This window comes from Aliiroseovarius pelagivivens (assembly GCF_900302485.1).
GTDB lineage: Bacteria > Pseudomonadota > Alphaproteobacteria > Rhodobacterales > Rhodobacteraceae > Aliiroseovarius > Aliiroseovarius pelagivivens.
The window spans coordinates 2,159,149-2,184,382 of sequence record NZ_OMOI01000001.1; the positions used below are offsets into that span (position 1 = coordinate 2,159,149).

Sequence of the window (25,234 nt, forward strand, 5' to 3'; positions counted from 1 at the left end):
CGTTATCTGGTAGACATTATGAGACCCCGCCCGACCCCATTAGGATCGGGCGGAGGAAGTATTTATGCCTCGTCTTCGTAGGCGTCCATCGGCGGGCAGGTGCAGATCAAGTTGCGGTCGCCGTATGCGTTGTCCACGCGGTTCACGACCGGCCAGTACTTGTCCACGCCAAGGTTGCCCGGAGGGAAGCACGCCTGTTCGCGGGTGTAGGGACGATCCCAATCGCCCACCAGATCACGCACCGTGTGGGGGGCGTGTTTCAGCGGGTTGTTTTCGGGATCGATCTTGCCGTCGATGATGTCCTGAGCCTCGGCCCGGATGGACAGCATGGCGTCGCAGAAGCGATCCAGCTCGGCCTTGGGTTCGGATTCCGTCGGCTCGACCATCAGCGTGCCAGCAACTGGCCACGACATGGTCGGCGCGTGGAAGCCACTGTCCACAAGGCGCTTGGCCACATCATCCACAGTCACGTTGCCCTCGTCCGCCAGCGGGCGGGTGTCGAGGATACACTCGTGCGCCACACGGCCAGTCTTGGACGTGTACAGAATGTTGTACCCATCCTGCAGACGTGCCGCGATGTAGTTGGCGTTCAGGATCGCAACCTTGGTGGCTTGGGTCAGACCCGCACCGCCCATCAGGAGGACATAAGCCCAGCTGACCGGCAGGATCGAAGGCGAGCCGAAGGGTGCTGCCGAAACCGGACCAACGGCAGTGCCGTATTCCGGGTGACCCGGAAGATGCTCGGTCAGGTGTGCCTTCACACCGATCGGACCCATGCCGGGGCCGCCCCCGCCATGCGGAATGCAGAAGGTCTTGTGCAGGTTCAGGTGGCTGACGTCGCCGCCCACGTCGCCCGGACGGGCAAGGCCGACCATCGCGTTCATGTTCGCACCATCGATATAGACCTGACCGCCGTGATCATGGGTGATCTGGCAGACTTCCTGCACGGTTTCTTCGAACACACCGTGGGTCGAGGGATAGGTGATCATGCAGGCCGCAAGATCATCCGAGTGCTGGATCGCCTTCGAACGGAAATCTTCCAGATCGATGTTGCCATCGTCATCCGATTTCACCGGAACAACCTTATAACCCACCATCTGTGCGGACGCCGGGTTGGTGCCGTGCGCCGAAGTTGGGATCAGACAGATGTTGCGGTGCGCTTCACCCCGTGCCGCGTGATAATTGCGGATGGTCAGAAGACCCGCATATTCACCCTGCGCACCAGAGTTGGGCTGCTGGCTGATCGCGTCATAGCCGGTGATCTGGCACAACTTGTCGTTCAAGTCGGCGATCATCTCGTGATAGCCTTGGGCCTGATCTTCCGGGCAGAACGGGTGCAGGTTGCCGAATTCCGGCCAGGTGACCGGGATCATCTCGATCGTGGCGTTCAGCTTCATGGTGCACGACCCCAGCGGGATCATCGCACGGTCCAGCGCCAAATCGCGGTCAGCCAGACGACGCATATACCGCGTGATCTCGGCCTCTGCACGGTTCAGATGGAAGATCGGGTGGGTCAGATAGGCACTTTCACGCAGCGCATAGTCGGGCAGACGATAGTCCACGTTCGAGCTGTCATCCTTGCGGTCGATGCCAAAGGCACCCCAGACGGCCTCGATCGTTTCGGGGCGGGTCTGTTCGTCAAGGCTGATACCAACTTTGGTTTCGCCCACTTTGCGCAGGTTCACCCCGCGTGCGACGGCAGCTTCCATGACGGTCTTCTGCAGCTGACCGACTTCGACGGTGATGGTGTCGAAGAACACTTCTGGCTCGACAGAGAATCCAGCCTCTTCCAGACCAGCAGCCATACGCGAGGTTTTGCGGTGCACCGACTGCGCGATAGCCTTGATCCCATCGGGGCCGTGATACACAGCGTACATCGAGGCAATAACGGCCAGCAGAGCCTGTGCGGTACAGACGTTCGAGTTCGCTTTTTCGCGACGGATGTGCTGTTCGCGAGTTTGCAGGGCAAGACGGTAAGCCTTGTTGCCACGCGCGTCGATCGAGACACCGATGATACGGCCCGGCATGGCGCGCTTCAGCTTGTCGGTCGTCGCCATATAGGCAGCGTGCGGGCCGCCATAGCCCATCGGAACTCCGAAACGCTGGGTCGAACCCACGGCGATGTCGGCGCCCATTTCACCCGGCGACTTCAGCAGCGCCAGTGCCAGAATATCAGCGGCCACAACAGCAATCGCTTTGTGCTCGTGCAGGGCTTCGATTTCTTTGGTGAAATCACGCACGTGACCTTCGGTGCCCGGATACTGGAAGATCGCACCAAACACGGCGCCAGCATCCAGCGCATCGGGATCGGCTACCTGCACGTCGATGCCCAGAGGCTCGGCGCGGGTTTTGATCACGGCGATGGTCTGCGGGTGACAGTTCTTATCGACAAAGAACGCGGCGTTGTTGGCTTTCGAGCGCGACCCGCGATGCGCCATGGTCATGGCTTCGGCGGCGGCGGTGGCTTCGTCCAGCAGCGATGCGTTGGCCACTTCCAGACCGGTCATATCCGAGACCATGGTCTGATAGTTCAGAAGCGCCTCAAGACGGCCTTGCGAAATCTCAGGCTGATAGGGCGTATAAGCCGTGTACCACGCCGGGTTTTCCAGAATGTTGCGCAGGATGGGCGCAGGCGTCGTGGTGCCGTAATACCCCTGCCCGATCAGCGAGGTCAGAACCTTGTTCTTGGACGCGACCTGTTTCATGTGGAAAAGCGCGTCGCGTTCCGACATGGCAGGGCCCCAGTCCAGAGCCTCTTCCTGACGGATTGCGGGCGGAACTGTTGCGTCGATCAGTTCATCAAGCGTCGTGAAGCCGATCACCTTCAGCATGTCTGCCATCTCGCGCGGAGACGGACCGATATGGCGGCGGTTGGCGAAGTCATAGGCTTCGTAATCGGTAAGCTTAAAAGCCATGGTGTGATCCTCGTGCAGGGGGGAAGTGGCCCGCCGGTTGCCCGGCGGGCGGTCTGTTCTTAGCCGATCAGGGCTTTATAGCCGTCCAGATCCATCAGATCGTCCAGCTGCGAAGCGTCTGCCAGCTTGACCTTATAGATCCAAGCGTCGCCTTCGGGGTTTTCGTTCAACGCACCGGGGGTGTCTTCCAACGCGCCGTTGGCCTCGACCACTTCGCCGTCAACCGGAGCGTAGATTTCGGACGCGGCTTTCACGCTTTCGATCACGCCGATTTCGTCGCCCTTTTCGAATTCGTCGCCTTTTTCGCGCTGTTCAACAAAGACGATTTCGCCCAGCTGGTCAGCGGCGTGTTGGGTGATGCCGATGGTGGCGATATCGCCCTCAACGGTGATCCATTCGTGCTCTTCCGAGTAATAAGTTGTCATTTCAGGAAGTCCCCTGTCTTAGCGTTTGTAGTTCTGCTGCACGAAGGGCAGCGATACGATTTCGGCAGGCTGGGCCTTGCCGCGAATGATAAGGTTCACTTTCTCGCCAACCTCGCCGTGGCCCTTGGCCACATAGCCCATGGCAACCGGGCCGCCGACGGTCGGGCCAAAGCTGCCCGAGGTGATCTCGCCGATGGTGTTGCCTTCGGCACATTGGATTTCCACGTGCTGACGGGCGGGCGCGCGGCCTTCGGGCTTGATGCCCACCAGCTTTTTCGCGGCACCTTCGGCCAGCTCACGCTGGATGCGGTCTGCACCCGGGAACCCGCCTTCTTCCTTGCGGCGTTTCTGGATGGCCCAGTTCAGGCTTGCCTCAATCGGCGAGGTCGTCTGGTCGATGTCATTGCCATACAGGCAAAGACCAGCTTCCAGACGCAGGCTGTCGCGGGCGCCAAGACCAGCGGGTTCGCAATCGTCATGGGCCAGGAAGGCGCGTGCTACGGCATCGGCCTGATCTTCGGGGATCGAAATCTCGTATGCCGTCTTCTGCTTGAAAAAAAAAAGCGAGATGCGACATTCGACGCCGTTGATGTCCGCCACGGTGGTTTCCATGAAGGTCAGGCCACGGGCAGCAGGGCAAAGTTCGCCTACCACGTCTTCGGCCTTGGGGCCTTGAACAGCAACCAGCGCACGGTCGAAGATCTCGATCACTTCGACGCCGTCCAGATTGGCGGCCATGTGGGGGATGTCCTGATGACGCATGGACGCGTTCACCACGACAAAGAAATGATCACCGGCGTTCGAGACGATCAGGTCATCCATGATGCCACCGTCTTCGTTGGTGAAGAAGCCATAGCGTGCCTTGCCTTCTTTCAGCGAGGCATAGGCCTGCGGACAGATGGCTTCCAGCTTTTCGCCGATATTGTCGCCCTTCAGGATCACCTGACCCATGTGGCTGACGTCAAAAAGCGCGGCTTTCTCGCGGCAGTGTTTGTGCTCGCCCATGATCCCCATCGGGTATTGAACGGGCATTTCCCAGCCGGCGAAATCTACCATCTTGCCGCCAAGTTCGACGTGCAGGTCGTAAAGCGGTGTGCGTTTGGGGGTGTCGGTCATGGCCGCGCCTCCTGTCAGTTTGTTTTTCTGGTTCAGTCGCGAACGACTGTCACGGTGCAATGCGCATTGCGCACGACGCGTGCGAGGTTCGGACCGATCTCGAAATTCGGGAAGTCACCCTTCGCGGAAGACATGATGATGTGATCAAAGCCTTCTTTGTGGGCGAGCTTCAGAATCTCACGGTAAACGCTGCCTTCTTCAATGTGAACAGGCACGTCAGAAGCACCACCTGCCTCGAGGATCGCCTTCACGGCGCCTGACACGTGGTCCTTGGCCCCTGCGCCATAGTTTGCAGGCAGGTTGGGCAGCAGGATGATCTCGGGGATGACCGACACGGCGTGCAACTCGGCCCCATAAAATTTCGCCTGTTCCAGTGCAAACGGCAGGGCTTTCTTCCACGAACGATCATCCGTGTGATCAATGGGAAGCAGGATCTTGCTTGTCATGGTCTCTCTCCTAACGAAAGGAATTGGAGGGTCCGGGGGCGACCCGCGCCGCCCCCGGGATCAAACTTATTCGGCAGGCGTTGTGCCACCTTCTTCCGAAGCTCCATTGCTGGCGAAGAACTCTTTCGTCAGCTTGAAGATGACCGGGCTCAGCAGGGCCAAGGCGATCAGGTTCGGAATGGCCATCATGGCGTTCAGCGTGTCAGCCAGCAGCCAGATGAAGCCCAGATCGGCGGTTGCCCCGAAATAGATCATCACGATCCATGCGATACGGTAGACCGGCAGGATCTTGTGACCCGCCAGAAAGCCCACGCATTTTTCACCATAGAAGGACCAGCCAAGGATGGTGGTGAAGGCGAAGATCGACAGAGCGATGGCGATCAGATAGCCGCCGATGCCCGGCAGCGAGGTTTCGAATGCCAGCGAGGTCAGCGCCGCACCGCTTTCGCCCGATGTCCAAGCACCCGACGAGATGATGGCCAGACCAGTAATCGAGCACACGATGATGGTGTCGATGAACGTGCCCAGCATGGCGATCAAACCTTGGTTTACCGGGCCTTTGGTCGATGCAGCAGCGTGTGCGATCGGGGCCGATCCCAGACCGGCTTCGTTCGAGAAGACGCCACGCGCCACACCAAAACGGATTGCCATCCAGACAGCCGCACCTGCAAAGCCACCTTCGGCAGCCGACGGGGTGAAGGCGTGGGAGAAGACCAGCGACAGGGCCGAACCGATGTTGCCGATGTTGATCAGCAGAACCAGCAGACCGGCGACGATGTAAGCCACGGCCATGAACGGAACCAGTTTACCAGCAACTGCGCCAATACGGGTGATGCCACCCAGAATAACGGCAGCGGTCAGGATCATCAAAATAACGCCGGTGACCGAGGTGTTCAGGCCGAAGTTTGCTTCCAGAACCTGTGCAACACCATTGGCCTGCACACCGTTGCCGATGCCGAAGGCTGCGATTGCACCGAACAGAGCGAATGCAACGCCCAGCCAAGCCCATTTCGCGCCAAGGCCGTTTTTGATGTAGTACATCGGGCCGCCAACATAGTTGCCCAACTCGTCTTGCTCGCGATATTTCACGGCCAAAACGGCTTCGCCGTATTTGGTGGCCATGCCTACCAAAGCGGTCATCCACATCCAGAACAATGCGCCCGGACCGCCTAGGAAGACAGCAGTGGCCACACCGGCAATGTTACCCGTACCGATGGTCGCCGACAGCGAGGTCATCAGCGCGTTGAACGGGCTGATCTGGCCTTCGCCTTGGCTGTAACGGCCTTGGAACAGCAGACCAAAGCCTGTGCCCAGTTTCAGGATCGGCATGAACTTCAGGCCGACCTGCAAAAAGAAGCCTACGCCAAGAATAAGGACCAGCATCAGCGGCCCCCATACGACGCCATTGATGGCTCCTACGATGTTGTTTAACGCTTCCATGGTTTCCTCCCAGTGAATTCGGCCCGGAGTGGGCCTGCGCGTTTCGGTTATGCCCCCGTCGCAAGCGCGGCTTCGCGCACGTGCTTCAAGGCGGCAAAATCTTCGTCAGCGTGGAACGATGATCGTGTGAGCGGAGTGGCCGAGACCCCAAGGAAACCCTTGGCGCGGGCGGCCTGTTCCAGGCTTTCGAATTCTTCCGGTGTCCAGAACCGGTCGATCTTGTGATGTTTTGCGGTGGGTTGCAGGTACTGCCCCACGGTCAGGAAATCGACATTGGCTGCGCGCAGGTCGTCCATGACCTGCTTCACCTCGGCCATCGTCTCGCCCAGCCCGACCATCAGGCCGGACTTGGTGAAAATGCCGGGATTGGCGCGCTTGGCGTCGTCCAGAAGGCGCAGCGATTGATAATAGCGCGCGCCGGGGCGCACCGTTGCGTAAAGCCGCGGCACGGTTTCCAGATTGTGGTTGAACACGTCGGGGGCAGCGTCGAACACCTGATCCGCCGCGTCGCCCTTGCCAAGAAAATCCGGGGTCAGCACTTCAACTGTGGTGCCGGGATTTTGGTGACGTACGGCGCGGATGGTCTGGGCGATATGCCCTGCCCCGCCATCGGCCAGATCATCGCGGTCAACCGAGGTAATCACCACATGGCGCAGACCCAGTTTCTTGACTGCTACCGCGACGCGACCGGGCTCGAACGCATCCAGCGCATCCGGACGACCAGTCGAGACGTTGCAGAAGCTGCACCCTCGGGTACAGATCTCGCCCATGATCATCATGGTGGCGTGACGCTTGGACCAGCATTCGCCCACATTGGGGCACGCGGCCTCTTCGCAGACGGTGACCAGATCATGGTCGCGCATCAGGCGACGGGTCTCGTAATACTCGGCGCTTTCGATCTTCTTTTTGCGAATCCAGCTGGGTTTACGCGGGATCGCGCTGTCGGGCTTGTGCGCCTTTTCGGGGTGACGCAGGCGGGGGATCTGGTTCATCGTCGCCCCCTTACGCGTGAATGGCGCGGCCCAGCGCGTCCAGACAGGCTTCTTTAACGGCTTCGGCCATCGAGGGGTGCGCGTGGCAGCTGGCCGCCACGTCCGTGAGTGTCGCACCCTTCGTCATCGCCAAGACCAGCTCGGCGATCAGATCGCCGCCATGGGCACCGCAAATATGTGCGCCCAGTAGCACGCCGTCCGGACTAGCCAGAACCTTGACCGCGCCGTCCGTTTCCCCGGTCGAGCGCGCGCGCGAGTTCGCCATGAAGGTAAACTTGCCGCTGATATAGTCGGTGCCCGCGTCTTTCAGAGCTTCTTCCGTCACCCCGACCGAGGCGACCTCGGGATCGGTGTAAACAACGCCCGGTACTTTGCCGTAATCCACGTGGCCTTTCAGACCAGCCAGAGTTTCAACGCAGGCCACGCCGTCTTCTTCCGCTTTATGCGCCAGCATCGGGCCGGGCACGCAATCGCCGATCGCATAGATGCCGGGGACCGAGCTTTGGAATGTGCCATCCACCGGGATGAAACCGCGCTCGTTGACCTCAACGCCCAGCGCTTCCAACCCCAGACCGCGGGTGACGGGGCGACGGCCAATGGCGACCAGAACCTTGTCGGCCTCAATGGTGTCCAATGTGTCTTTGCCGACGCGTTCAACGGTCAGGGACAAGCCACCCTCGCCCGCATCAACAGCTTTCACCGCGCGGCCTAGTTGGAATTTCAGCCCGCGCTTTGACAGGGCGCGCTGCGCCAGCTTCGCGATCTCGCCGTCAATGCCGGGCAGGATGCGGTCGAGATATTCGACCACGGTCACCTTGGCCCCCAGACGCGCCCAGACTTGCCCCAGTTCCAGACCGATGACGCCAGCGCCGATCACCACCAGATGCTCGGGCACGGCATCCAGCGCCAGTGCGCCGGTCGAGCTGAGCACGTCTACCTCGTCAATCTCGACGCCCGGAAGAGGGGTCGGCTCAGACCCGGTTGCGATCAAGATGTTCTTTGTTTCGTGAACCGTGTCGCCCACCTTGACCTGACCAGCAGCGGGAATGGTCGCCCAGCCCTCGATCAGCTCTACCCCGTTCTTTTTGAACAGGAAGGCGATGCCTTTGGTCAGATCGCCTACGACCTTATCTTTGCGCGCCATCATGGCACCCAGATCCAGCGAGGCGCCCTCGACGGCGATCCCATGTGCCGCCAGATGCGACAGCTCGTCATATTTACCCGAAGAGGTCAGAAGCGCTTTTGAGGGGATGCAGCCCACGTTCAGACAGGTGCCACCCAAGGACCCACGGCCTTCGACACAGGCAACCTTTAGTCCCAGCTGTGCGGCACGGATGGCGGCGACATAGCCACCGGGGCCGGCTCCGATCACGATAAGGTCAAACATCTGGTCCTCCGCTCCCGCTTACATTCAAAAATGCGTATCTTTGTGGAATAGTTTCCTATTCGGGATTTCTTGTTTCTTATAGGAAACTTTTGGGGGATTTGCAAGAATTGTGTGCCGAGGGATACTTTGACAGCTTCCAAGGAGGTTACTAAGCTTCGAGGGAACAAGGGGAAATTGCGGGAGAACAACTTGGAGACCGACACGAATAGCGCTTCGCAAATAGGAAATGATGCTGCTGAAGCACCGGATGGCGAAGCCATGGGCCGCATGATTCGAGAGGCAAGAAAAGCCAAAGGGCTGACGCTGGAAGACACAGCCAGAGCCGCGGGCATTGGCCGCTCGACCCTATCAAAGATCGAAAACAACCAGACCCGGCCCAGCTTCGACATCATACGCCGCCTGATGCAGACGCTGGAGCTTGAGACCCCGCAACTGTTCCTGCAATCCGCGAAATCGGACATTTCGGGGCGCCGTGATTACACCCGTGCAGGCGAAGGCGAGATCAAGCAAACGCCGACCTATACGCACGAACTGCTGTGTAACGAGCTGACCTCGAAAAGTATGGTGCCCTATATCTCGACCGTCACGGCGCGCGACGTGTCCGAGTATGACGATTGGGTGCGCCACAATGGCGAAGAGTTCATGTTCGTCCTGTCAGGCGAACTGACGCTGGTGACGGAACACTATCGACCGCTCGAGATGGGTCCGGGTGATTCAGTCTACTACGACGCCCGCATGGGGCATGGTCTGATCTCGACCAGCGAAGAAGATGCGAAAGTGCTGTGGGTATCTCTGGGGCTCTAGCCAAGAACATGCGCCGTTGCCCACGTCACCTTCACGGCAACCGCAAGCAACCTTGATCGGCCAGACACCATCGTCACCCGTGTCGCAACGCCTCGATTGGGTCAAGCCGCGCAGCAGCGCGCGCCGGGAAGTACCCGAAGACGACACCGACCACCGCCGAAAACCCGAAGGCGAGTGCAATCACACCGGGTTGCGGTGCGAATGGCACATTCAACATCGACGCCCCAACGGCGCCCATTCCAAGCCCCAAAGCGATCCCAAGAAGTCCGCCCAAGGCTGAAAGCACAATGGCCTCGACCAGAAACTGCAACAGCACTTGGCTGGCTTGTGCCCCGACAGCCATGCGAATGCCAATCTCGCGCGTGCGTTCGGTGACGGAAACCAGCATAATGTTCATGATCCCGATCCCACCAACAAGCAGGCTTACCGCTGCCACCGCCGACAACAGGCCGGTGAGAACCGATGTAATGCTGCCCAGCATGTTCGCCAACTGCTCTGTATCGCGAATAGAGAAGTCGTCTTCTTCGCCGTCATCAATCCGGCGCACCTCGCGCATCAGATCGGTCAGGTCATCGATCGCGCGATCAGTGGAATAGCCTTCGCGCACGGACAGGGTAATCGAAGAAACGTCATCTGATCCGGCAATACGACGCGCGAAGGTTGTGAACGGCATCAGGACAATGTCATCCTGATCCATACCGAATGTGTTTGCGCCCTTGGCCTCCAGCAGTCCAACCACCGTGCAATTCAGGCTTTCAATACGAATCTTTTGCCCGATCGGATCGGCTTGCCCCATAAGCTCTTCTCGAACCGTCTCGCCGATGATGCAGACCGAGCGTCCTTTTTCCTCGGCACTGGAAAACAGGCGGCCGTCGGAAAGCGGCCAGTCGGTGGCATCAAAGTATCCGTTCATCGTACCAGTGATGCTGGTCTGATAATTTTCGCCTTCATAGATCGCCACAGCTTGCCGCGATCCTGTTGGCACCGCGACAGAAATAGAGTTCACCTGTTTCAGGATCGTATCCACATCGTCCATATCAAAGGGGCGCGCGGCACCGCCACCATCATTGCCCGGCCCCATCCGGTCCTGCCCCGGCTGCAGTGTCAAAAGATTGGCGCCAAGGCTTTCCACATCCGCCGTGACCTGCGCGGTCGAGCCATTGCCCACCGTGACCATTGCAATAACCGAGGCCACGCCGATCACGACGCCCAGAACGGTCAGAAAGCTGCGCATCGGATTTCGCAAGATCGATTGCAGGGCGAGCTTGAATGTTTCCCAGATCATCACGCAGCCCTCTTTGTCGGGCGGTCGTATTCGACCTTGCCGTCAACCATCCAGATCAACCGTTTGCCGAACTCGGCCATGTCTTCTTCATGAGTGACCATCACAATGGTGATCCCGTCCTGCTGGTTCAGGTCCACCATCAGCTCCATGATCTCGACCGAACGCTTGGTATCAAGGTTCCCGGTCGGTTCATCCGCCAAGATCACCTGCGGATCGCCGGCAAGGGCGCGGGCAATGGCCACGCGCTGCTGCTGTCCGCCCGACAGGGCTGACGGATCGTGATGGGCGCGCGAGGCAAGCCCAACTTTATCCAGCGCGGCATGCGCACGGGCTTCTCGCTCTTCGCGGCCAATACCTTTGTAGATCAACGGCAATTCGACGTTCTGCAGCGCTGTGGTCCGGGGCAGAAGGTTGTAGCCCTGAAAGATGAACCCAAGATAGTGGCGGCGCAGAAGCGCACGTTGATCAAGGTTTAGCCCGGTCACGTCGACCCCGTTGAAAAGGTATTCTCCAGAACTTGGACTATCGAGACACCCCAACACGTTCATCGCCGTGGATTTACCAGAACCTGACGGCCCCATGACGGAAACAAACTCTCCGGGATAAATGTCGAACGACACCCCATCCAAGGCGCGCACTTCGGCTTCACCAGTGCCATAATAGCGCGTGATATCGGTCAGGCGGATAAGCGGATCATCAGCCATCGAATTCATCCGTAACCACCAGATCGCCTTCGGACAGGTTGTCCGAGATGACCTCGGTGACCGATCCATCGCTTTCCCCCACTTGCACGGGGACACGCACAGGTGCCCCGTTACGCAAGATGTAGACAGCCTTGCCGACGTTCTGAACTGCGTCCTCACCATCGGCACGGCTCGGCATGATCATACCGACAAGACCAGACCCACCCCCACCTGCGGTGATCTCTTCTTTTTCGGACGACGGCGTATAGCGCAGGGCGGCATTCGGCACGACCAAAGCATCATCAACTGAGGCCACGGTGATGTCCGCCGACGCTGTCATGCCCGGGCGCAGCGACATGTCCGCGTTCTCGACACTCAGGATGGCTTTGTAGGTCACCACGCCATCCACGGTTTCACTGGCATAGCGCACTTGAAAGATCTCGGCTGGGAAAGAACGTGCGTCATAGGCATCAACGGTAAAGCTGGCACTTTGGCCGACGCGCACCATGCCGATGTCGGCCTCGTCCACATCAACGCGAAGTTCCATCCGGGTCAGATCTTCGGCAACGGTGAACAGCGTTGGGGCCGAAAACGAAGCCGCCACGATCTGACCCGGATCAATGTCGCGATCCAGAACGACGCCATCGACGGGGCTGCAGATACAGGCCTTTTCCAGATCCACCTGCACCAGTTTCAGATTTGCCTCGGCAAGATGCAGCGATGCTTGTGCCGATTTCAGATCAGCACCAGCGCGTCGGTATGCAGCCTCTTGCGCGATGAACGCAGTCTCAGATTCCACGCCACGCTTGATTAGCTGCTGCCCGATTTCATAATTTTCGCGGGCTTCCTCCAGCGTTGCTTCGGCCAGTTCGACCTTGGCAGCAGCGTTATCGACCGACGCCTGCTGAACCGCCAGTTGCGCTTCAAGCTTGGTCGCATCAAGACGCGCAAGGACGCTGCCTTTGGTCACGACGTCATTGTAGTCGACCAGAACCTCGCTGACAGTCCCCGAGAGTTCAGACGAAATATCGAACAAATCGGTAGGCTCGATCGAACCCACGGCGGAAACCGCAACATCCAGATCCGTACGTACCACCGCTTCGGTGCTGTAGGTTAAAGAGCCCCCAGCAGCATCACCATTGGCCAGAAAAAAGTACCCGCCTGCACCAATCGCCAATGCGGCCACGCCAATCCACAACCAAGAACGGCTGCTCTTTTGATTGAGGCCAATCTTGTCAGAAATATCATCGTTGGACGTCGGCATCTGATGCTCTCCAGTTCGTGTCGCGCTCAAACGCGCTGTTCTACGTTCGTTAAACGGGTTCAGCTTGGGTTTCCGTCGAAGAAACCACTTAAAACTCGACAGCATTCAGGCACGCGCTTTTTGGGTGGTATTTGTTCGTGAAACTACTGCCTGATATTCATCAAAACGTGGCTGTCGAGAGCAGTCCGCGACCCTTGCCGAACTGCGCAAATGTACGCAGCGACGCAGCAAAACAAATGATCTGAATCAACATCGTTGGCAGAGCAGGCATTATCCCACGACGAAAACGAAGCAAGCAAATTGGCTGACGGCGGCCACAACTGTTTGCAGGCACCAGATCACTTTTCAGGGGCTAAGGGCGATATCGCGCGGGGAAGCACCCGTTGCGCCAGCGAACTAAGCGATAGCTACTCGCCGCCAGTCCTTTTGCGTTGGGGAACATGAAGCTCTGCCGGTCGTCGGAGGCGTGTTTTGTGTCTCTGGTGATCTGATCCGTGGGGTGCAGAAACCGATGTTCCAACAAAAGCGCTGGAGCTGTCGCCCTCAATCTCCAAGGTCGTCTTATCCTCAAGGACATGCACATCCACAATCTGAAGACTCGCTGCAATTCCTGACTCGAAGAACTGTCGAGCAAGCGGGTTGATGAAATGCGCCTCAATCCGATTGGCAATACCCCGGCCACCGTAGAAATAGTCTTGTGTGCAAACCTGCTTAAGCTTGTAGTAGGCGGCGTCGGTTAACGAAATCCTCACGCCATGTTCCTGCTCAACGGTCTTCAGAACCCTTTCCAGGATCGTTTCAAAAATTGCGGCCATCCCACTTGGCTTAAGGAAATCGAAAGCGACGACATTCTGACCGATACGGTTCAGAAGCTCAGGTCGTTTCAGATCATTTCTGAAGTGCTCTTCAACAGCTTTCATGATCTTCGCAGACAGCTGCGAATAGGAATCTGAAGGCAGAACATTCATTCCCATGTTGCTTGCACGTGAATCCTGCACGATGCCAATATTGGACGTGAAGATGATCAGCGCCTCTGAGAAATAGGCGGTAGAGCCGCGCGCGTCGGCAAGGCGCCCCTCATCAAGGATCTGAAGAAAGAGGTCGAGAACCCGCGGGTGGGCCTTTTCGACTTCATCGAAAAGAAACACGCTGAAAGGCCGCCTATTCGCAGCATTGATAAGCTGCCCGCCCTTTTCGTGATCGTGATGTCCGGGCGGCGCTCCAATCAGTCTAGCGACAGAGCTTTCTTCCATAAATTCTGACATATCAAAGCGGTGACAGGCCGTTTCATCGCCGAAAAGAAGTTCGGTAATCGCCTTGGCAAGTTCGGTTTTACCAACGCCTGTGGGACCGACCAGAAAGAGCGCGCCCCTTGGACGTGTGTGCATGGACCCTGATTGGGCACCTGACAGGCCAAGAATGGACCGTGCCAGAATATCAAGTGTCCGCTCCAAGGCGTGATGCTGCCCCTTGATGCGTGTTTCCAGAATCTCGTTCGCTCGTTTCATCCGCTCACGCAAAACCGGCGAGGCCCAAGGGTTTCTTCTCGCACCCGTTCTGAACACTCTGACCGCATCAGATATGTGGGTAAGATGGAATCCCTCTTCCTGAGCAACCGTTCGGATGCACTGCATGGCCCGCAGCGGACCGCCGTCGCATTCAAATGCAAACTGCTGCAACAGCCTTTCCTGATCAGGCGTAGGATCTGAACTGGTCCAGCGGCTCTGCTCGGCAAGATGTCTGCCAAAGAAGTATCGATCTTCAAGGTTTGGAAGTTCGAGTTGAATCTCGCGCACCGAGGCATTCTGCAGAACAAACCAGTCAGGCAAATCGGCGGGATGGTCTGCAACCCAGATGGTAGGATTTAGATGCGCACCTGAATTCGCATATCTGCGTTCTCGTGACTTGCGGTCGATGGCGACCATGCAGTCATCATACGCCACTTCGTCATGGGTGCGGAAATGCGAAGCATAATCGAGCAACAGCGCAATCGGAAACTCTTCGAAGTCTGCGACAGCGGCATGAATATCCCTGATGTCATCAGTCTTCCCATCCGCCTTGCCCGAAAGAAGGTCGGTCTTTTTCAGAACCGCGGCGTCCTTGTCAGAGCTTGCTTTGTGAATTTTCAGACCAGAGACAGGGTCATAAAGCAAAAGCACCCTGACGCCCTGAGCATGCAACAGATCCCACAGCGTCTCTTCAAAATCTGGGAACGGATCTCCTTGCCCAGTAAAGGAAGGATACAGGTCACGGATGTTTCCAGACAGGATGATGTGATCAGCATAGGTAACCGCCGAGCTGAACTCCTCATACCAAGAAGGAGGATCTCGATGTGTGACCAATACCTGAATAGCGTCAGCCTCTAAATTTGTCATATCCCACCCCTTAAATCCGCGCTTAGGCTATTCCAACGTTTTCAGCTAAAATGGCCGTTAAAAAGGCCCCATTTAGGCTTTGTCGGCACCCCACCGACAATGCTTTTCGAAATGCCATCGCACACTCACTCAACTACCTCAAAACTTGGACTAACAGAATGCGCCATATGGCCTCATATAGCCGTCAAGATGCCACAGATCTCGCATGCACGTGCGGTTTTGCCGTCCTGATCGGGTGACATGAAACAGGGTCTGTCTTGCCCCCAACGGTAACTTCCGGCCCAAATCAAATCCGCACGCCCCTGAAGCAAGCAGAGGGCATGCCGATTTCATTTGCCGCGCCAAGCTATTTTGTGCTTCCATCACCGTGCTCTGGCAATAAAGGCATTGCGCGCTGCTGTCCGGGTGAGCGGAGCCCGTCTGCTCTGGTTGAACCAATTCGGTTTGATGCGTGCACACGGCTCCTTTCATGACAACCGGCGGCGCGCCGCCTGAACCTGAAGGGCTAACCATGCTTCACAACGATCAACTTGAAAAATGGGACCGTGAAAACTTCTTTCACCCCTCGACACATCTGGCCGAGTTTGCGCGAGGCAACGTGCCTCATCGCGTCATCACCGGCGGTACGGGCTGCCACATCGAAGACCGCGACGGCAACCGGCTGCTGGACGCATTCGCCGGTCTTTACTGTGTAAATGTGGGCTATGGCCGCCCCGAGATCGCCGACGCCATCGCCGATCAGGCCCGCGAACTGGCCTATTACCATTCCTATGTCGGGCATGGGACCGAGGCCTCGATCACGTTATCCAAGATGATCCTTGATCGGGCGCCAGACCACATGTCGAAAGTCTATTTCGGTCTATCCGGGTCGGATGCGAATGAGACCAACATCAAGCTGATCTGGTACTACAACAACATCCTTGGCCGGCCTGAAAAGAAGAAGATCATCTCGCGCTGGCGGGGGTATCATGGGTCCGGGCTGATGACCGGATCGCTGACCGGGCTCGAGCTGTTTCACAACAAGTTCGACCTGCCTTTGGCGCAGGTGATCCACACCGAAGCACCCTATTATTTCCGCCGCCCGGATCTGGCGCAAACCGAGGCCCAGTTCGTGGCTCATTGCGTGGCCGAGTTGGAGGCGCTGATTGCACGCGAAGGTGCCGACACCATCGCCGCCTTCATCGGCGAGCCGGTGCTGGGCACGGGCGGTATCGTGCCGCCGCCTGCGGGTTACTGGGAGGCCATCCAAGCGGTGCTTGAGAAACACGACATCCTTCTGGTCGCGGATGAGGTCGTCACCGGGTTTGGCCGATTGGGGACGATGTTCGGGTCCGAGCATTATGGCCTTCGCCCGGACCTGATCACCATCGCAAAGGGGCTGACATCAGCCTATGCGCCGCTGTCTGGGACCATCGTTTCGGACAAGATGTGGAAAGTGCTGGAACAGGGAACGGATGAGAACGGCCCGATCGGCCACGGCTGGACTTACTCTGCTCATCCCATCGGCGCGGCGGCGGGGGTCGCGAACCTGAAGCTCATCGATGATCTGGGACTGGTCGAAAACGCCGGGTCCGTAGGCGCCTATCTGAATGCGGCCATGCAGGACGCATTGGGGCAACACGCCAATGTGGGCGAAGTCCGCGGCGAAGGTATGCTTTGCGCGGTCGAGTTCGTGGCCAACAAGGACAGCCGCAGCTTCTTCGATGCCAGCGACAAAATTGGCCCGCAGATCGCGGCCAGGCTGCTGGAGCAAGACAACATCATCGCCCGTGCCATGCCGCAGGGGGACATTTTGGGAATGGCCCCGCCCTTCTGCCTGACTAAAGCAGAAGTGGATCAGATCGTGGACGCAACCGCGCGGGCCGTTCACGCGGTTCTGGGGTAAGGAGGTTTCAATGACACACAGCAACGCACCCTTCAGCCAAGCGGAATACCAACGCAGGCTCGCCCTCACCCGCAGCGCTATGGCGCAGGCCGACCTGGATGCGATCTTTGTCACGGATCCGTCAAACCAAGCCTGGCTGACGGGCTATGACGGCTGGTCTTTCTATGTTCATCAAGGCGTCATCCTGACTATGGAGGGAGAACCGATCTGGTGGGGTCGCTATATGGACATGATGGGCGGGCGTCGCACCTGCTGGATGGATCACGACAACATCCTTGGCTATGGCGACCACTTCGTTCAATCGACCGAGATACACCCGATGCAGGATCTCGCCCTTCATCTGAAAGCGCGCGGGTTGGACAAAGCTCGCATCGGCGTCGAGATGGAGAACTACTATTACTCGGCCAAGGCACATGCGGTTCTGACCGAAGAGATGTCAGAGGCCACGCTGGTGGACGCGACAGCCTTGGTCAACTGGCAGAGGCTGGTCAAATCCGAAGACGAGATCAGCTTCATTCGCAAGGCCGCACGCATTTCCGACAAGGTGGTCCAGACCGCAATTGACCGCGCCGAACCGGGGGTGCGCAAGAACGATCTGGTGGCCGACATCATGCATGCAGGCATCACCGGGGTCGGGGACGATTGGGGCGACTATCCCGCCATTGTTCCGCTGACGCCCTCTGGTCTGGACGCAACGGCGGCCCACTTGACATGGAACGGTGCCCCAATGCGCGAAGGCGAAGCGACGTTTTTTGAACTGTCGGGCTGTTATCGCCGCTATCACGCGCCGCTCTGCCGAACCGTATTTCTTGGCAAACCCTCGGACGAGATGCTGCGCGCTGAAGGGGCGCAGCTGGAAGGCATCGAAGCAGGATTGAACGCCGCGCGTGCGGGCAATCGCACTTGCGACATCGCCAATGCATTCATGGATGTCCTTGCCAAACACGGGATCGAGCGGTCTGGCCGCATGGGCTATTCCATCGGTCTGAGCTATCCGCCCGATTGGGGTGAACGCACCGCATCAATCCGCAGCGAGGATGAAACAGTTCTGAAACCCGGTATGGTCTTTCACTTCATGCCCGCGCTCTGGATGGACAGCTGGGGACTTGAAACAACCGAGACCATCCTGATCCGAGACAACGGCGCGGCCGAGCCGATGTGCAGCATCGACCGCAAGCTCTTTGTGAAAGGCTAACCCATGCTGGACGAAGCCAAGCGCATTCTGAAAGACCTGATCGCCTTTCCGACGGTCTCGGCGGACAGCAATCTTGCGATGATTGGCTATATGGCCGATCACCTCGAAGCCTGTGGCGCGCGGGTCGAGGTCTTCCACGATCCGACCGGGCAGAAAGCCAATCTTTTTGCCACACTGGGTCCGGATACCGATGGCGGGCTGGTCTTGTCCGGGCATAGCGACGTGGTCCCTGTCACGGATCAGGACTGGTCCTCGGACCCGTTCGAGATGGTTGAACGTGATGGGCGCCTATACGGGCGCGGGACATGCGACATGAAAGGGTTCATCGCTGCGACATTGGCGATGGCCCCCCACTTCGCACAAACTCCGCGTACATCACCGATCCACTTTGCCTTCACCTATGACGAAGAAACCGGATGTATCGGGGCGGGGCATCTGGCCCAATCCCTGACCGAACGTGGCCTGCGCCCCTCCATGGCCATCATTGGCGAGCCCACGATGATGCGCATCATCGAAGGTCACAAGGGGTGCTTTGAGTACACGACTCGGTTACAGGGGCTGGAAGGGCACGGATCAGCCCCGGATCTTGGCGTGAACGCGGTGGAATACGCGGTGCGCTATGTGGCGCGGCTGTTGGAACTGCGCGAGCAGTTGAAGGGAATGGCCCCGAAGGACAGCCCCTTTGATCCGCCATGGACGACGATGAACGTGGGCGCGCTTCATGGCGGCAGCGTGCATAATGTCATCGCCCCCAAAGCGCAGATCGATTGGGAGATGCGGCCGGTGCAGAACTCGGATGCAGCTTTCGTCAAGCAATCCATCGCCACCTACTGCAATGACACGCTTCTGCCCGCCATGCAGGCCGTTCATCCGGGTGCCACCATTGAAACCGAGATCGTCGGCGAGGTCGCAGGCCTGATCCCTGTCGAGGGCAATGAAGCCAAGCGCATTCTGTCCGAACTGACCGGGGCCAATTCGGCAGATGTCGTCCCCTTCGGGACCGAGGCCGGCATCTTTCAACAGCTTGGCATGGATGTGGTTGTTTGCGGACCCGGTAGCATCGAACAGGCCCACAAGGCAGATGAGTTCCTTTCGCTCGACCAACTGTCCCTTTGCCTTGATCTGTTGGGAAAGATTGATCTGACCTTTGCGAACGAAGTTCGGGATTGATTGCCAGCTGCCCGGTGCCGGAAAACACTGAAAACAATCAGTTCGGTCAGAACGATCTAAGTATTTGCAGGTCTTCGCGAGCGTTTTGCTGAAACAGGAACCACGTCAAATTGGCGCGGCCTTATGAAGTCCGCTTGTTATCTGTCGAAACCTTCGCCGCCAGCGACATAGCCAACTCGCCCGCACGAGATTAAAAAACCTGGCCCCAACGCACTGGGACCAGGCATATATGTAGGTTGCTCACTCAGGGAACCTTACGAAGCTGTGTGAACGTTCAGCTATTGCCGCGTCCTTTTTGCTTCCCTTGGCCCTTTCTCTGTCGTTCCTTTTGGCCCTTCCCTTTCTGAGAGGAAGTCCCCTTAGCGACCTTGCCGGTTTGTTTGCCAGCACCGCTACCGGAATTCGAGGCGACCGTTTGACAATCACCTGCACTGCACCGCTCAAAGGTGGGAAGGTGCTGGGTTTCAGATGCCGTTTTCAACGACGTAAAGACACGTGTGATGTCTTTATAGCCCACGACGTCGGGCAAAAGGCTTTCTTCATACATGGCGATGTTGTCGATCTCGCCCCGTACGCCCGTCGCATATGCGTCGGCGAGCGTCGGAGGAATTGGTGCCAAGGGCAAACTGCCATCAAGATAGCCGTTTTCCGGCACTTCAACACCGTACTTTTCTAGAAGCGCAATCAGTTTCTCGGCGTGTTTTGCTTCGGCTTCCATGATATTGGTGAAAGGTGTGTTGGCACCGTATTCGTCTACCAAAGCGGCATAGAAAGCCTGTGCGTGATATTCGTCATTGAGTGCCTCAAGAAGCGCTGCCTCGGCCTCGGGGGACAAGGTCTTTGTTGCTGCCTGAAGAGGCATCGCCAAACAAGCGGCAACAGCAACAGCACTTAGTATACCTGTTTTGATCATTCTTAACTCCTCAATTGTGCGCGCGTTTCTTTCGACTTGCGTCAACTATTCTCAACCACAAATTGTCTGATTTGTCTCCGTGGCATATAGACGCGATGCCCTTTAAAATAAGGTTAATACGCATAAATCCGCCGAGCTGAGAGGCACTATTCGCAAACAAAAAACGGCCCCTTTCGGGGCCGTTTCAATCACGTCAATTAAACGTGTATTTTAGAAAGTCGCGTTGAGACCAATCTGGATCTTATGGCTCTCATATCCGCTGCCAAACGAACCGAAATAGCCGCCTGCCAATGTGGTGCGCGAGCTGCCGCTTTCGGCAAGAACGGTCTCAAAGCCAACTTGGACGTCCACCCAGTTTCCGTCGACAGCTGCGACAGGATGAACGGCTCCGGGTAGACCAACAAAACCGCTTTCGACCAACATGTCGCTTCCACCAGCCATCGTATAGGCCAAGCTTCCGGTCAGCAGGGTATTTCCCGCACCATTGGGCATCATATAGTCACCGCGAACACCCAGCGAGCCAAGCAGCATGCTTCCCGACTGCTCGCCAACAGCAAGGTTCCAGATCCCGGCACCCTTTTCTTTGAAGGCATCAATGGACAGGTTGTAATATTCCATGGACGCTGTCGGGCCGAAATTCAGGTTGCCCTGCTTGTACATGTATTCGCCTTTGATCGCAGCGAACACTTGCGATCCATCGGTGCTGCCTTTGGCAGTTTGCCCCATCACGCGGCGTGTCGAGTCAAAGGACAGATCCTGATAGCCAATGACACCATGGATCATGCCGTTCTCGCCAATTTTGGCGCGACCAAATGCGGCCACAGACACGCCGTCGGAATCGATGCTACCCCGAGATTTATAGGCATCAGCCGAACCACTTGCGCTTCCGATCAAGAAACCGAACGAACGTCCGTCATCCAACTGCTTCTCTGCACCCACAGAATACGAGGTGAATTCGGTATCATAGCCAATGTTGTTTGGGTTGGTCTCGAAGGATGACTGGCCGCCCCCAACGTTGAGAAGCCAATTGGTATCTTCCCCCAGTCCCCAGCTGCTGGCGGCGCCAGCGCTCGACACGACAACTTCAGAATCGGCCGCTTGCGGAAGGACGCCAGTGATCGTGTTGATCTGGCTGCGCGAGAAATCGAATGCAAGACTTGAGAACGCAGGCAAGAAGCTGAAACCAGTTCTTTCCAAAGCCTCAGCGCGGTCCGCGTCGCTCATCCCCATGAGGTCTGCGATTGCAGTTCCATAGGCAGCGGCATTTCCAAGATCCATGTACGGAACATTGGCTGCAGCATCCAGATGCCCAGCGACTTTGAACTGATAGGGTGTTGTCGCTTGCTCGACAATCGGGGCAAAGGTCGGGGTGAACAACAACGTAAACTCGCCCCCGTCCAGGCTTCCAACCGTCATCGTGAAGTTCAGGTTCGCGTTGCGAATGTCTTCAATCTCGGCTGTTTCGAACAAACCGTTGGCTTCAGCAGCTGCAACGATTTCATCGGGAACAAGACCACCCGGCGCATAGCCCAGGTCAGCCACGTCGACGCCCAAGGCGTCTGCAAGTTCGGCCAGTCTTGCGCTTTCATTTGCGGGCAAAGCCAAGGTGCCATAGGTCCAGCCACCCCCAGCCAGATTGTTCCAGGCAACCAACGCGGATTCATCGCTGGGATCCCCGTTGTCATCCCAGAACAGCCCATCAGGCGTCATGGTGTTGTCCAGCAAAGCCGTCCCGAAATGCGTTGTGAAATCAGGGTTGGTAAGCGCCCCAAACACCAAGGCGTCTTCGGTCAGAGAAACCGGCGTCAACCCCGCCTTCGTATCCGAGAAAAATCCGGTTTCGCCTTCGTGACCACCTTCACCAAAAAGGCCTTCGGGCATCTTGGCGCCCAGCCCAATGGCGGTTGCATCAAGATTGAACAGAACCGCGTTCTCTGGGGTCAGCGCACCCATTGAATTGCCGTTTTCATCGATCAGTTCGACCGAGAAGCCGATCATGCGGGCACCTGTGAAATTCGAGGTTTTGCCGAACGTGAAATAGTCGACCGACGGATAGTCATCGCTCGCCGTTGTCTGCATCGTGATGCCGAAGGGGTTCGGACCCGTCAGCTGGGTTTTGATCCGCTTGCCCGCTCCGCTTTCGGAATCACAGTAGACGCCGGGGTTGCTGGCCATCAGACAGTTGGTAACCTCGCCGCGCGAAGTCAGGCCGGTGAAGTCTGTAATAATTACTTCGTACGGATCGACGAACGAGCCATCATCTTCGCGCGTACGCGTGAAGGTAACGACCTTCATTCCCGGCTCCAGAACGCCTTCCTCTGTATCGACGTAGATCAGTCCATCACCGAAGGTCCCAACGAAAAAGTTGTCGCCCAAAGTGTCTGCCAACAGCGGCGCACAAGTTAGCAACAAGGCTGCTGGTGCAACTGTGCTTAGATAAAATTTTCCCGATTTCATTGTCTTCCCTTCGCTTCTTCAAAACGACCCAACACGTCACCCCTTACGTGCACACAATTTCAACGTATCGCGCTTGGCTTGATTTAATTTTGATATATATCAATTTTTATATGTGTTCTCGCAAAGGTGACGCAGGGTCAGAAGCATTTCCCTGTGTTTTCGTGGTCTTGAGGCCACAATCAGCAATGCAGATCGGCCCGGAGAGATGACCAGAGCGTACTTTTTCAATGCAACCAATCCGTTGAGAAATGCCTGTGCTGGGTGCCAAGTTCGACCTCGAGGAATCGGGGAAACGGCTTGAGGACACGCCAATTTGAAATCAGACGCAGAAAACGTCAGGAATGTGCCGCTCTTTCGCTAGAAACTGGTCCAATTAGAGTTCACTAAAACCGACGATTCCCTGACACTGGCAGGTTAGGGCTTTTTGAATGAGGGCGTGGAAATGGTATTATCTTTGGGTGTGGACACCGGCGGAACCTATACCGATGCGGTGTTGATCCGGGACGAAACCGAAGTCATCGCCAGTGCGAAATCGCTCACAACCCGCACAGACTTGGCCATTGGTGTGGGGAAAGCCATTCAGGCTGTTTTGGAAAATGCCGCTGTCGCACCTGCCGATATCGCGATGGCATCGCTGTCCACAACACTGGCGACGAACGCATTGGTCGAAGGCCAGGGCGGGCGCGTCGCGCTCATCTACATTGGCTTTCGCGAAAGTGATCTCGACAAGCATGGTTTGCACGACGCCCTGAAAGGGGATCCTGCCTTGGTGATCTCTGGCGGGCACAACCACGCCGGAGGGGTGGCGGCGGAACTGGATCTCGATGCGCTCAAGGAATTTCTGGGGACGCATGAGGGGATCTCCGGCTTTGCTGTCGCGGCGCAATTCGCCACCCGCAATCCCGCGCATGAGCTTGAGGTGGCAAAGGTCATTTCCGAGGTCACCGGCGCGCCTGTGACCTGCTCTCATCAGCTGTCCTCGAAACTGAATGGTCCTAAGCGCGCAGTGACCGCTGTTCTGAATGCACGGCTGATTGGGATGATTGACCGGCTGATAGGCAGGGCACAGGATGCGCTACGTGACATAGGCATTGATGCGCCCATGATGGTCGTGCGGGGCGACGGGGCTTTGATGAGCGCCGAACAAGCGCGTGAACGTCCGATTGAAACCATCCTCAGCGGCCCAGCCGCCTCGATTGTAGGTGCACGCTGGTTGACCAATGTCGAGGATGCGCTGGTCTCGGACATTGGCGGAACCACCACCGACATTGCGCTGATCCGCAACGGAAAGCCCATGATCGACCCCGACGGCGCACAGGTCGGCGGGTTTCGCACCATGGTCGAGGCCGTGGCCATGCGCACCCATGGGCTGGGTGGCGACAGTCAGGTCCATCCCGTAACCGAAGGCCTAGGCGGCGGCGTCACTCTGGGACCGCGCCGCGTGCTTCCCGTGTCCTTGATCGCCGCCGAGGCACCGGAAGCTGTCCACGCCGCGCTCGACGAGCAATTGCGCTCAACCGCACCGGGCGAGCATGATGCCCGCTTCGCGCGCCGTGTTCCGAACGTGCCGACCGACGGCATCGATGCGCGCGCTGAAACCTTGTTGAAGCGACTTGGCGATGATGTCATCGCACTGAACAAGCTTTTGCAAACCAGACTGGAAAGCAGTGCGCTGACTCGATTGGTTGATCGCGGCATCGTCCAGGTGTCTGGCGTGACCCCATCCGATGCCAGCCACGTTTTGGGGCGACTTGACACGTGGGACGCGGACGCTGCGCAGAAAGGGTTAGAGCTGTTTTCGCGCAAGCGCATCGGCAGCGGGGCACGCTTGGCAACCACCCCGGAAGAGATGGCGCAGAAGATCATTGACCAGATGACCGAACAGACGGCCCTGACGCTGCTCGAAACCGCCTTTGCCGAGGATGACGAAGATTTCGGGCTTCCCGCCGCGGTTCTGGCAAAGCATGTTCTGACCCAACGAGGCCTCGCCAATCATCGGGGCCTGCTGGCACTAGATGCTGCACTGAATGTTGAAGTTGTTGGCTTGGGCGCTTCCGCGTCAAGCTATTACCCCGCCGTTGGCGAGCGTTTGCATTGCCAGATGCGGCTACCAGAACATGCGGGTGTCGCCAATGCCGTCGGCGCCGTTGTCGGCCGTGTGACGTTTCGCAGGTCAGGCACCGTGACATCGCCCGCCGAGGGGAAATTTCGTGTTCACCTCGAGACTGGGCCACAGGATTACAATGAAGCCGAAAAGGCTATGACCGTCTTGGAAGACCATCTGCGCACAGTCTCTAAAGACGCGGCAAAAGCTGCGGGTGCTGATGATATCAACATTGTTTCAGAACGCGATATTCGGTCCGCGCAAGTTGAAGGGCAGAATGTGTTCATTGAATGCACCGTGATGGTCGAAGCGAGCGGCCGACCTCGGGTGGCTTTGGGGTGACCGAACATCCCTACGGGTCTTCAAATCGCTGTGGGG

General features: G+C 57.7%; 18 protein-coding genes. 5 read left to right on the forward strand and 13 right to left on the reverse strand.

Translation table 11 applies throughout. From position 1 onward, the window contains the following. Positions 1–62: 62 nt before the first annotated feature. From gcvP to lpdA, 7 genes are all read right to left on the reverse strand, one after another. Entirely contained in the window at positions 63–2,915 is a 2,853-nt protein-coding gene (gene gcvP / locus ALP8811_RS10550) for an aminomethyl-transferring glycine dehydrogenase (protein WP_108857064.1), read from the reverse strand. A 59-nt stretch (positions 2,916–2,974) separates the two neighbouring features. Continuing rightward, the gene (gene gcvH, locus ALP8811_RS10555) at positions 2,975–3,340 is read right to left on the reverse strand and encodes a glycine cleavage system protein GcvH (protein WP_108857065.1); all 366 of its coding nucleotides are present in this window, start codon (positions 3,338–3,340) and stop codon (positions 2,975–2,977) included. A gap of 18 nt (positions 3,341–3,358) precedes the next feature. Next, positions 3,359–4,456, reverse strand: a complete 1,098-nt coding sequence (gene gcvT, locus ALP8811_RS16580; protein ID WP_108857066.1) for a glycine cleavage system aminomethyltransferase GcvT — start codon at positions 4,454–4,456, stop codon at positions 3,359–3,361. Positions 4,457–4,488: 32 nt separating this feature from the next. After that, the gene (locus tag ALP8811_RS10565; protein WP_108857067.1) at positions 4,489–4,902 is read right to left on the reverse strand and encodes a universal stress protein; all 414 of its coding nucleotides are present in this window, start codon (positions 4,900–4,902) and stop codon (positions 4,489–4,491) included. Positions 4,903–4,968: 66 nt separating this feature from the next. Continuing rightward, a complete protein-coding gene (locus ALP8811_RS10570) occupies positions 4,969–6,342 on the reverse strand; it encodes an alanine/glycine:cation symporter family protein (protein ID WP_108857068.1) in 1,374 nt (457 codons plus the stop codon). A gap of 47 nt (positions 6,343–6,389) precedes the next feature. Then, the gene (lipA, locus tag ALP8811_RS10575) at positions 6,390–7,334 is read right to left on the reverse strand and encodes a lipoyl synthase (protein ID WP_108857069.1); all 945 of its coding nucleotides are present in this window, start codon (positions 7,332–7,334) and stop codon (positions 6,390–6,392) included. 10 nt (positions 7,335–7,344) lie between these two features. Next, positions 7,345–8,721 carry a dihydrolipoyl dehydrogenase gene (gene lpdA / locus ALP8811_RS10580; protein WP_108857070.1) on the reverse strand — a complete coding sequence of 459 codons (1,377 nt, stop codon included), beginning with the start codon at positions 8,719–8,721 and terminating at the stop codon, positions 7,345–7,347. Positions 8,722–8,988: 267 nt separating this feature from the next. On the opposite strand from lpdA, the gene ALP8811_RS10585 reads away from it, so the two are divergent. After that, positions 8,989–9,525 carry a helix-turn-helix domain-containing protein gene (locus ALP8811_RS10585; protein ID WP_108857511.1) on the forward strand — a complete coding sequence of 179 codons (537 nt, stop codon included), beginning with the start codon at positions 8,989–8,991 and terminating at the stop codon, positions 9,523–9,525. Positions 9,526–9,598: 73 nt separating this feature from the next. Here ALP8811_RS10585 and ALP8811_RS10590 read toward each other — a convergent pair whose 3' ends face one another. The 4 genes from ALP8811_RS10590 to ALP8811_RS10605 form a co-directional block, all read right to left on the reverse strand. Beyond that, positions 9,599–10,810, reverse strand: a complete 1,212-nt coding sequence (locus ALP8811_RS10590; protein ID WP_108857071.1) for an ABC transporter permease — start codon at positions 10,808–10,810, stop codon at positions 9,599–9,601. Next, a complete protein-coding gene (locus tag ALP8811_RS10595; protein WP_108857072.1) occupies positions 10,810–11,514 on the reverse strand; it encodes an ABC transporter ATP-binding protein in 705 nt (234 codons plus the stop codon). The genes ALP8811_RS10590 and ALP8811_RS10595 overlap by 1 nt, the downstream gene beginning before the upstream one ends. Continuing rightward, positions 11,507–12,757: an efflux RND transporter periplasmic adaptor subunit gene (locus ALP8811_RS10600; protein WP_108857073.1), complete on the reverse strand. Its 1,251-nt coding sequence runs from the start codon at positions 12,755–12,757 to the stop codon at positions 11,507–11,509. The genes ALP8811_RS10595 and ALP8811_RS10600 overlap by 8 nt, the downstream gene beginning before the upstream one ends. 407 nt (positions 12,758–13,164) lie before the next feature. Further along, positions 13,165–15,132, reverse strand: a complete 1,968-nt coding sequence (locus ALP8811_RS10605) for an AAA family ATPase (protein WP_108857074.1) — start codon at positions 15,130–15,132, stop codon at positions 13,165–13,167. A 511-nt stretch (positions 15,133–15,643) separates the two neighbouring features. Here ALP8811_RS10605 and ALP8811_RS10610 point away from each other — a divergent pair. From ALP8811_RS10610 to argE, 3 genes are read left to right on the forward strand one after another with little or no spacing between them, the layout of a single operon-like run. Next, positions 15,644–17,017 carry an aspartate aminotransferase family protein gene (locus tag ALP8811_RS10610; protein WP_108857512.1) on the forward strand — a complete coding sequence of 458 codons (1,374 nt, stop codon included), beginning with the start codon at positions 15,644–15,646 and terminating at the stop codon, positions 17,015–17,017. A gap of 10 nt (positions 17,018–17,027) precedes the next feature. Further along, positions 17,028–18,212, forward strand: coding sequence for a M24 family metallopeptidase (locus ALP8811_RS10615; protein ID WP_108857075.1), 1,185 nt, complete (start codon positions 17,028–17,030; stop codon positions 18,210–18,212). 3 nt (positions 18,213–18,215) lie between these two features. Continuing rightward, a complete protein-coding gene (gene argE, locus ALP8811_RS10620) occupies positions 18,216–19,382 on the forward strand; it encodes an acetylornithine deacetylase (RefSeq protein WP_108857076.1) in 1,167 nt (388 codons plus the stop codon). 274 nt (positions 19,383–19,656) lie between these two features. On the opposite strand, the gene ALP8811_RS10625 is transcribed toward argE, so the two are convergent. Further along, positions 19,657–20,340, reverse strand: coding sequence for a ferritin-like domain-containing protein (locus tag ALP8811_RS10625; protein WP_146184012.1), 684 nt, complete (start codon positions 20,338–20,340; stop codon positions 19,657–19,659). A 165-nt stretch (positions 20,341–20,505) separates the two neighbouring features. Then, positions 20,506–22,752: a choice-of-anchor F family protein gene (locus ALP8811_RS10630; RefSeq protein WP_108857078.1), complete on the reverse strand. Its 2,247-nt coding sequence runs from the start codon at positions 22,750–22,752 to the stop codon at positions 20,506–20,508. A 442-nt stretch (positions 22,753–23,194) separates the two neighbouring features. Between ALP8811_RS10630 and ALP8811_RS10635 the strand changes: the two genes are divergently transcribed. Next, entirely contained in the window at positions 23,195–25,198 is a 2,004-nt protein-coding gene (locus ALP8811_RS10635; protein WP_108857079.1) for a hydantoinase/oxoprolinase N-terminal domain-containing protein, read from the forward strand. Positions 25,199–25,234 lie beyond the last annotated feature (36 nt).

Bases quoted from the DNA above. Each gene is read 5' to 3' on its own strand.
- lipA (WP_108857069.1), bottom strand. From the start codon at position 7,334: ATGAACCAGATCCCCCGCCTGCGTCACCCCGAAAAGGCGCACAAGCCC.
- ALP8811_RS10630 (WP_108857078.1), bottom strand. From the start codon at position 22,752: ATGAAATCGGGAAAATTTTATCTAAGCACAGTTGCACCAGCAGCCTTG.
- ALP8811_RS10595 (WP_108857072.1), bottom strand. From the start codon at position 11,514: ATGGCTGATGATCCGCTTATCCGCCTGACCGATATCACGCGCTATTAT.
- ALP8811_RS10605 (WP_108857074.1), bottom strand. From the start codon at position 15,132: ATGACAAATTTAGAGGCTGACGCTATTCAGGTATTGGTCACACATCGA.
- ALP8811_RS10590 (WP_108857071.1), bottom strand. From the start codon at position 10,810: ATGATCTGGGAAACATTCAAGCTCGCCCTGCAATCGATCTTGCGAAAT.
- ALP8811_RS10610 (WP_108857512.1), top strand. From the start codon at position 15,644: ATGCTTCACAACGATCAACTTGAAAAATGGGACCGTGAAAACTTCTTT.
- gcvP (WP_108857064.1), bottom strand. From the start codon at position 2,915: ATGGCTTTTAAGCTTACCGATTACGAAGCCTATGACTTCGCCAACCGC.
- ALP8811_RS10570 (WP_108857068.1), bottom strand. From the start codon at position 6,342: ATGGAAGCGTTAAACAACATCGTAGGAGCCATCAATGGCGTCGTATGG.
- ALP8811_RS10635 (WP_108857079.1), top strand. From the start codon at position 23,195: ATGGTATTATCTTTGGGTGTGGACACCGGCGGAACCTATACCGATGCG.
- gcvH (WP_108857065.1), bottom strand. From the start codon at position 3,340: ATGACAACTTATTACTCGGAAGAGCACGAATGGATCACCGTTGAGGGC.
- argE (WP_108857076.1), top strand. From the start codon at position 18,216: ATGCTGGACGAAGCCAAGCGCATTCTGAAAGACCTGATCGCCTTTCCG.
- ALP8811_RS10615 (WP_108857075.1), top strand. From the start codon at position 17,028: ATGACACACAGCAACGCACCCTTCAGCCAAGCGGAATACCAACGCAGG.
- lpdA (WP_108857070.1), bottom strand. From the start codon at position 8,721: ATGTTTGACCTTATCGTGATCGGAGCCGGCCCCGGTGGCTATGTCGCC.
- gcvT (WP_108857066.1), bottom strand. From the start codon at position 4,456: ATGACCGACACCCCCAAACGCACACCGCTTTACGACCTGCACGTCGAA.
- ALP8811_RS10565 (WP_108857067.1), bottom strand. From the start codon at position 4,902: ATGACAAGCAAGATCCTGCTTCCCATTGATCACACGGATGATCGTTCG.
- ALP8811_RS10585 (WP_108857511.1), top strand. From the start codon at position 8,989: ATGATTCGAGAGGCAAGAAAAGCCAAAGGGCTGACGCTGGAAGACACA.
- ALP8811_RS10600 (WP_108857073.1), bottom strand. From the start codon at position 12,757: ATGCCGACGTCCAACGATGATATTTCTGACAAGATTGGCCTCAATCAA.